Origin of the sequence: Streptomyces cahuitamycinicus (genome assembly GCF_002891435.1) — a bacterium.
Classification (GTDB): Bacteria; Actinomycetota; Actinomycetes; order Streptomycetales; family Streptomycetaceae; genus Streptomyces; species Streptomyces cahuitamycinicus.
In genome coordinates, this window is record NZ_POUC01000372.1 from 1 (window position 1) to 7,932 (window position 7,932).

The following is a 7,932-nucleotide window of genomic DNA, read 5'->3' on the forward strand; positions in this document are numbered from 1 at the left end:
GCGCCCACCCTCCCCAAGCTGTCGGCTCTCCTCGAGCAGGGGGCCCCATCGCCCCTGGCGGCACGCATGCCCGCAGCTCAGTGGGGCGGACACCCGCCGGCACGGCCCCGACCCGGGGCGACGCCGGGGGCACTCGCTCACCCCGCCCGGCGCGGCCCCGACCCGGGGCCGCGCCGTAGGAGTTCGTTCGTCGTGCGCTTCAGTCCTTGATCTCGCAGATCGCCGCGCCCGACGTCACCGACGCGCCGATCTCGGCCGACAGGCCCTTGATCGTGCCCGACCTGTGGGCGTTCAGCGGCTGCTCCATCTTCATGGCCTCCAGGACGACGACCAGGTCGCCCTCCTTGACCTCTTGGCCCTCCTCGACGGCGACCTTGACGATGGTGCCCTGCATGGGGGAGGCGAGGGTGTCGCCGGAGGCCACCGGGCCCGACTTCTTCGCCGCGCGGCGCTTCGGCTTGGCGCCCGCCGCGAGACCCGTACGGGCCAGGGACATGCCCAGCGACATCGGCAGGGAGACCTCAAGGCGCTTGCCGCCGACCTCGACGACGACCGTCTCGCGGCCCGGCTCCTCGTCGGCGTCCGCATCGGCCGGCGCGGCGAAGGGCTTGATCTCGTTGACGAACTCCGTCTCGATCCAGCGGGTGTGGACGGTGAACGGGTCGGACGAGCCGGTCAGCTCCGGCGCGAAGGCCGGGTCCTTCACCACCGCGCGGTGGAACGGGATCGCCGTCGCCATGCCCTCGACCTGGAACTCCTCCAGCGCGCGGGCGGCCCGCTGCAGGGCCTCCTTGCGGGTGCGGCCGGTGACGATCAGCTTGGCCAGCAGGGAGTCCCACGCCGGGCCGATGACCGAGCCGGACTCCACGCCCGCGTCCAGACGCACACCCGGGCCGGACGGCGCGGCGAACGTCGTGACCGTGCCCGGGGCGGGCAGGAAGTTGCGGCCCGGGTCCTCGCCGTTGATGCGGAACTCGAAGGAGTGGCCGCGCAGCTCCGGGTCGCCGTAGCCGAGCTCCTCGCCGTCGGCGATGCGGAACATCTCGCGCACGAGGTCGATGCCGGCGACCTCCTCGGTGACCGGGTGCTCGACCTGGAGACGGGTGTTGACCTCCAGGAAGGAGATCGTGCCGTCCATGCCGACGAGGAACTCGACCGTGCCGGCGCCGACGTAGCCGGCCTCCTTCAGGATCGCCTTGGAGGCGGAGTACAGCTCCTGCACCTGTGCCTCGGACAGGAAGGGCGCCGGGGCCTCCTCCACCAGCTTCTGGTGGCGGCGCTGCAGCGAGCAGTCACGGGTGGAGACGACGACCACGTTGCCGTGGGTGTCGGCCAGGCACTGGGTCTCCACATGGCGCGGCTTGTCCAGGTACCGCTCGACGAAGCACTCGCCCCGGCCGAACGCGGCGACGGCCTCACGGACCGCCGAGTCGTACAGCTCCGGCACCTCTTCCAGGGTGCGGGCGACCTTCAGACCACGGCCGCCGCCACCGAAGGCGGCCTTGATCGCAATCGGCAGGCCGTGCTCCTCGGCGAACGCGACGACCTCGTCGGCACCGGAGACCGGGTCGGGCGTGCCGGCCACCAGCGGGGCACCGGCGCGCTGCGCGATGTGCCGGGCGGCGACCTTGTCACCCAGGTCACGGATGGCCTGCGGTGGCGGGCCGATCCAGATCAGGCCCGCGTCCAGGACCGCCTGCGCGAACTCGGCGTTCTCGGAGAGGAAGCCGTAGCCGGGGTGGATCGCGTCCGCGCCCGACTCGCGGGCGGCGTTGAGCACCTTCTCGATGTCGAGGTAGCTGGTGCCCGGCGTGTCACCGCCCAGGGCGAACGCCTCATCCGCGGCGCGGACATGCAGAGCGTCCCGATCCGGGTCGGCGTAGACGGCCACGCTCGCGATACCGGCATCCCGGCAGGCCCGGGCCACGCGGACAGCGATTTCGCCACGGTTGGCGATGAGCACCTTGCGCACGATTGAGGCTCCCTCCTTGAAACAAGCCGAGTTTAGGGACTGCCGACACGACACTTCGACCCGTCCCCAGTGGTGAGCTTGCCCACACGGAGCGTGATGCGAGGCTCGCTCGACCCGCGAAATCCCTTGTCGCACCGCGGTACGCAGTACTCCTCCGGGAAACCCTAGCCCGCTCCTGTGGCCAAGGTCTCTGTCATCACGTGCTGCGGGCCACTCGGTTTCTTTGTGGAGTCCCTACGAATGGCCCAATGATTCTTTGCCCCCGGCCGAACCCTTGTCCCGGGGTTTACCGGTTAGTAGCGTTCGCGGTGTCTCGAAGGGGAAGAGGGTGGGCCCGGTGATACGCAGGCCGGTGGCATGGGTCGTTGCGATGGTGCTGTTCGCCGAGGCGTTCGGAGTCGCCGCGCTCAACTGGTTCCTGGGCGTCGTCGTCGACCGGCAGGACATGTCGCTGGCCGGGCTGGACCCGCACATGATGTCGGTGTCGTCGAAGGCCGGCGGGATCGCCTTCGGCCTCTACTTCGCGCTGTGCGGCCTGGTCGCCCTGCTCGTGGCGCTGCGGGACCGGCCCCCGGCCGGCTTCGGACGCGTACTGCTGATCAGCGCGGCGGTCGTGCACGCGGTTCTGGGCGCGCTCACCTGGGGTCTCGTCGGCTGGCCCGCGTTCCTGTTCATGGTGCTGGTCCTCGCCCTGATCGTGCTGCTGCTGATGACGTACGACCGTCCGGCCCAGCCCGCCGACGCCGTGCCCGGAGGCGGGAGGAGCGGCGACGGGTCCCCGGTCACTTCTCCGCCGGCGCCCACAACTCCGTGATGACGACGCCCAGTTCGGCCAGCAGTCGCCTCAGCAGGGGCAGGCTGATGCCGATGACGTTGCCGTGGTCGCCGTCGATGCCGTCGATGAACGGGGCCGAGCGGCCGTCCAGGGTGAACGCCCCGGCGACGTAGAGGGGTTCGCCCGACGCGACGTAGGCGGCGATCTCCTCGTCGGTGGGGTCGCCGAAGTGGACGACCGTGGACGCGGTGGCGGAGACGTAGCGGCCGGTGAGCGTGTCGTAGACGCAGTGGCCGGTCTGGAGGGTGCCGGCGCGGCCGCGCATCGACTTCCAGCGGGCGGTGGCCTCTTCGGCGTCCGCGGGCTTGCCGAGGGCCTGGCCGGCCAGGTCGAGCACCGAGTCGCAGCCGATCACGAGCGCGCCCTTGACCTCCGGCCGGGCCGCCACGACGGATGCCTTCGCCTCGGCCAGGGCGAGCGCCAGCTCGGCGGGGGTGGGGGCGGTGACGGCGTCCTCGTCGACGCCGCTCACGATCACCTCGGGGGCGAGACCGGCCTGGCGGAGCAGTCCGAGCCGGGCGGGGGACTGGGAGGCCAGGACGAGTCGGCGGCGCGGCTGATCTGTCATGCGTTCAGCGTATCGGCGTCACCCGGCGCGTCTCACCTCACGCCGATCACGATCATCGCCAGCACCATGGCCAGGGCCAGGAGAACACTCAGCCGCCGCAGCATGACCTGCATGTCACGCAGTTCCTCGGGCGGCTCGTTCTCGGGGTCGGACCACAGCATGCCTTCCATGGTCGGACGGGGGGTGGGCCGGCGCCTGAGTACGCGTACTCAACTTGCCGGCCCCACCCTCGTGGGTCAGCCCGGCCAGTAGGTGCGGCCCCACGCGGCCGGCCCCGGCTGGGGCAGGCGGTGGGACGCGATGCGGGACGGGTCGGACCAGGAATCGCGGGACGTCGGCGCGCCGGGCGGGGCGGCTGCCGCCGCCGCGGCGCGGGCCCTGACCACCGCGAGGGCGGCGGCCAGCTCCTCCGGGGTCGGGTTGCCCCGTACGACCTTGATCGTCATGTGGGCCTCCTGGATCGCAGCACTAGAGGGGGATGTTGCCGTGCTTCTTGGGGGGCAGGGATTCGCGCTTGGTACGCAGTTGACGCAGGCCGCGTACGACGTGGCGGCGGGTCTCGGAGGGCATGATCACGGCGTCGATGTAGCCGCGTTCGGCCGCGACGTAGGGGTTGAGGAGGGCGTCCTCGTACTCCTGGATCAGCCGGGCGCGGACCGCCTCCAGGTCCTCCCCGCCCGTCTCGGCCTCGGCGATGGTGCGGCGGTGCAGGATGTTGACCGCGCCCTGGGCGCCCATGACGGCGATCTGGGCGGTGGGCCAGGCGAGGTTGAGGTCGGCGCCCAGGTGTTTGGAGCCCATCACGTCGTAGGCGCCGCCGAAGGCCTTGCGCGTGATGATCGTGATCAGCGGGACGGTCGCCTCGGCGTAGGCGAAGATCAGCTTGGCGCCGCGGCGGATGATGCCGTCGTGTTCCTGGCCGACGCCGGGCAGGAAGCCGGGCACGTCGACGAAGGTGATGACGGGGACGTTGAAGGCGTCGCACGTGCGCACGAAGCGGGCGGCCTTCTCGCTGGCCTTGATGTCCAGACAGCCGGCGAGCTGCGTGGGCTGGTTGGCGATGATGCCGACCGGGTGGCCCTCGACGCGGCCGAAGCCGGTGACGATGTTCGGCGCGTACAGCGGCTGCGTCTCGAAGAACTCGGCGTCGTCCAGGACGTGCTCGATGACCGCGTGCATGTCGTAGGGCTGGTTCGCGCTGTCGGGGACGATCACGTCCAGCTCGCGGTCCTCGTCGCCGACCTCCAGGTCGGCCTCCTCGGGGAAGACCGGAGGCTCGGAGAGGTTGTTGGACGGCAGGTAGGACAGCAGCTGCTTGATGTACTCGATGGCGTCCTTCTCGTCGCCCGCCATGTGGTGGGCGACCCCGGAGGTCGCGTTGTGGGTGCGGGCACCGCCCAGCTCCTCCATGCCGACGTCCTCGCCGGTGACGGTCTTGATGACGTCGGGGCCGGTGATGAACATGTGCGAGGTCTGGTCGACCATGACGGTGAAGTCGGTGATGGCCGGGGAGTAGACCGCGCCGCCCGCGCACGGACCGACGACCAGGCTGATCTGCGGGATGACACCGGAGGCGTGGGTGTTGCGGCGGAAGATCTCACCGTAGGCACCCAGCGAGGCCACGCCCTCCTGGATGCGGGCCCCGCCGGAGTCGTTGATGCCGATGACCGGGCAGCCCGTCTTCAGGGCGAAGTCCATCACCTTGACGATCTTCTGCCCGTAGACCTCGCCCAGGGCGCCGCCGAAGACGGTGAAGTCCTGCGAGAACACCGCCACCGGACGGCCGTCGACGGTGCCGTACCCGGTGACGACACCATCGCCGTAGGGGCGGTTCTTCTCCAGCCCGAAGTTGGTGGAACGGTGCCGGGCGAACTCGTCGAGCTCGACGAAGGAGCCCTCGTCGAGCAGGAGCCCGATCCGCTCACGGGCCGTCAACTTGCCCTTGGCGTGCTGCTTCTCCACGGCACGAGCGGAGCCGGCGTGCGTCGCTTCCTCGATGCGTCGCTTCAGATCCGCGAGCTTGCCCGCGGTCGTGTGAATGTCGGGCTGCTGCTGCTCTTCCGGCTCGGACATCGGGATGCTGCTCCCTGCCTGCTCAAAAGGGGGGACGGTTACTCATCCGTAGAGTAGTGGGGGGCCTCCACATCGGCAGTGCGGCGTTTACCACACCTAGGGTGGCTTGCATGACGCCGAGAGATGCATCAGAGCCGAACGGAAGCCGTTGGTCCGACCTGGACCGTCCGCCCCTCAACATCACCGCCCTGCGGCGGGGTCTGGTACGGCAGGGGGGACTGTGGTCGGAGGTGGACGTGGTGCAGCGCACCGGCTCCACGAACTCCGATCTGGTGGCCCGGGCGGCGAAGGGCGAGGTGACCGAGGGCGCGGTGCTGGTCGCCGAGGAGCAGACCGCGGGCCGCGGCCGCCTCGACCGCCAGTGGACGGCGCCGCCCCGCTCCGGCCTCTTCTTCTCCGTGCTGCTCACGCCGAGCGAGGTGCCGGTCGCGCGGTGGGGGTGGCTGCCGCTGCTCACGGGGGTCGCGGTGGCGACGGGGCTGTCACGCGCGGCGGGCGTGGACACCGCCCTGAAGTGGCCGAACGACCTGCTGGTCACGGTGGGGGGAGCGGAACGCAAGGCCGGCGGGATCCTGGCCGAGCGGGCGGGCGACGACGGGGTCGTCATCGGCGTCGGCATCAATGTCTCCCTCAAGGACGACGAGCTGCCCGTACCGACGGCGGGTTCGCTGGCGCTGGCCGGGGCGGTGAGCACGGACCGGGATCCGCTGCTGCGGGGGGTGCTGCGCTCCCTGGAGGACTTGTACGGCAAGTGGCGCGCCGCCGGAGGCGACCCGGGCCCCTGTGGGTTGCACGAGGCATATGCGGCGGGGTGCGCGACGCTGGGGCGGGTCGTGCGGGCGGAGCTGCCGGGGGACCGTGCGGTTGTCGGAGAGGCCGTTGCGGTGGATGGCGACGGACGATTGGTGCTGGCGACGGAGGAGGGGGTGCAGGAGCCGGTCGGGGCAGGGGACATCGTGCACCTGAGGCCGGCGTGAGCCGAGGTGGGACGGACCGCGACCCGGCGGGACGGGGCGCCGCGCTCTTCGGGCCGGTTGCCGCCCTGGGGGTACCTCCCAGGGCGTTGAGGCACTGGGGAAGGCACCACTGCCCGCGGCTGAGCGGGACCGCGGCCCGGCGCGGGCGTCGGCCAGGTGCTCTCAGCGCGTCCGGCGATTGCGGACGAGGCCGTTCAGGCCGATCGGGAGTCCAGGGGGCGGAGCCCCTTGGGAGCAGCGGCAGAGACGCCGGGCCCCTGGGCAACGCCGGGGACCTCACCCCTCGGCTGAACGTAACGGAGTGAGCTGGCGCACACCTGCCGTAGAGTTGAGGCCGGTCGATACATGACCGTGACAGATCGGAAGGGCAACACGCGTGACCGTCGACGACTCGGGTTCCGGCGAGGACGCGCAGGGCGCCGACTCCGGCGAGGATCCGCTCGCCCTGCGCCTCGAAGGGCTCATCCTGGGCGCCGAGCGCCGCTACACCCCGTTCCAGGCGGCCCGCAGCGCCGGTGTCTCCATGGAACTGGCCTCCCGCTTCTGGCGGGCCATGGGCTTCGCCGACATCGGCCAGGCCAAGGCCCTCACGGAGGCCGATGTGCTCGCCCTGCGGCGCCTCGCCGGTCTCGTCGAGGCGGGGCTGCTGAGCGAGGCGATGGCCGTGCAGGTGGCCCGGTCGACCGGGCAGACCACCGCACGGCTCGCCGAGTGGCAGATCGACTCCTTCCTTGAGGGGCTGACCGAGCCGCCCGAGCCGGGCATGACGCGCACCGAGGTCACGTACCCGATCGTCGAGCTGCTCCTGCCCGAGCTGGAGGAGTTCCTGGTCTACGTCTGGCGCCGGCAGCTCGCGGCCTCGGCCGGACGGGTCGTGCAGGCGGCCGACGACGATGAGATGGTCGACCGGCGCCTCGCCGTCGGCTTCGCCGACCTGGTCGGGTTCACGCGGCTCACCCGCCGCATGGAGGAGGAGGAGCTCGGCGAGCTGGTCGAGGCCTTCGAGACCACGGCCGCGGACCTGGTGGCCGCGAACGGCGGACGGCTGATCAAGACCCTCGGCGACGAGGTGCTCTACGCCGCCGACGACGCGGGCACGGCCGCCGAGATCGCCCTGCGGCTGATCGAGACCATGGCGCACGACGAGACGATGCCGGAGCTGCGCGTCGGCATGGCGTTCGGCACGGTGACCACCCGTATGGGTGATGTGTTCGGTACGACCGTGAACCTGGCCTCCCGGCTCACCTCGATAGCTCCGAAGGACGCCGTCCTCGTCGACACGGCCTTCGCCGAGGAGCTGATCCGTACGCAGGACGCCCCGGCCTCGGAAGCGGAGGCCGCCGAGGAGGCCGCGACGGCGGAGAAGGAGGGCGAGGAGCCCCCGGCGTACCGGTTCGGGCTGCAGCCGATGTGGCAGCGGCCGGTGCGTGGCCTGGGCGTTGTGGAGCCGTGGCTGCTCACGCGGCGGGACGGCACGCCGTAGCCGGGGGGCCGGCGAGGGGTGAGC

8 protein-coding genes are annotated in these 7,932 nt (G+C 71.4%); 3 read left to right on the top strand and 5 right to left on the bottom strand.

The features are described from left to right. Window positions 1–199 precede the first annotated feature (199 nt). Complete coding sequence (locus tag C1J00_RS33445) at window positions 200–1,972, bottom strand: acetyl/propionyl/methylcrotonyl-CoA carboxylase subunit alpha (RefSeq protein ID WP_102912722.1); 1,773 nt, start codon at window positions 1,970–1,972, stop codon at window positions 200–202. 370 nt (window positions 1,973–2,342) lie between these two features. Between C1J00_RS33445 and C1J00_RS33450 the strand changes: the two genes are divergently transcribed. Further along, complete coding sequence (locus C1J00_RS33450; protein WP_102912723.1) at window positions 2,343–2,786, top strand: hypothetical protein; 444 nt, start codon at window positions 2,343–2,345, stop codon at window positions 2,784–2,786. On the opposite strand, the gene C1J00_RS33455 is transcribed toward C1J00_RS33450, so the two are convergent. The 4 genes from C1J00_RS33455 to C1J00_RS33465 all read right to left on the bottom strand — a co-directional run bounded on the left by C1J00_RS33455 (window position 2,755) and on the right by C1J00_RS33465 (window position 5,448). After that, a complete protein-coding gene (locus C1J00_RS33455) occupies window positions 2,755–3,375 on the bottom strand; it encodes a Maf family protein (RefSeq protein ID WP_102912724.1) in 621 nt (206 codons plus the stop codon). The two genes, C1J00_RS33450 and C1J00_RS33455, sit on opposite strands and share 32 nt — an antisense overlap. A gap of 32 nt (window positions 3,376–3,407) precedes the next feature. Beyond that, entirely contained in the window at window positions 3,408–3,536 is a 129-nt protein-coding gene (mmpB, locus tag C1J00_RS47735) for a morphogenic membrane protein MmpB (protein WP_281262782.1), read from the bottom strand. Between the two features lie 75 nt (window positions 3,537–3,611). After that, on the bottom strand, window positions 3,612–3,821 hold the full coding sequence (locus tag C1J00_RS33460) for an acyl-CoA carboxylase epsilon subunit (protein WP_102912725.1): 210 nt from the start codon (window positions 3,819–3,821) through the stop codon (window positions 3,612–3,614). Between the two features lie 22 nt (window positions 3,822–3,843). Next, complete coding sequence (locus C1J00_RS33465) at window positions 3,844–5,448, bottom strand: acyl-CoA carboxylase subunit beta (protein WP_102912726.1); 1,605 nt, start codon at window positions 5,446–5,448, stop codon at window positions 3,844–3,846. 110 nt (window positions 5,449–5,558) lie between these two features. Here C1J00_RS33465 and C1J00_RS33470 point away from each other — a divergent pair, with 110 nt between their 5' ends. After that, on the top strand, window positions 5,559–6,425 hold the full coding sequence (locus C1J00_RS33470; RefSeq protein WP_102912727.1) for a biotin--[acetyl-CoA-carboxylase] ligase: 867 nt from the start codon (window positions 5,559–5,561) through the stop codon (window positions 6,423–6,425). A 376-nt stretch (window positions 6,426–6,801) separates the two neighbouring features. Then, window positions 6,802–7,908: an adenylate/guanylate cyclase domain-containing protein gene (locus C1J00_RS33475; RefSeq protein ID WP_102912728.1), complete on the top strand. Its 1,107-nt coding sequence runs from the start codon at window positions 6,802–6,804 to the stop codon at window positions 7,906–7,908. The last annotated feature ends 24 nt before the right edge of the window (window positions 7,909–7,932 follow it).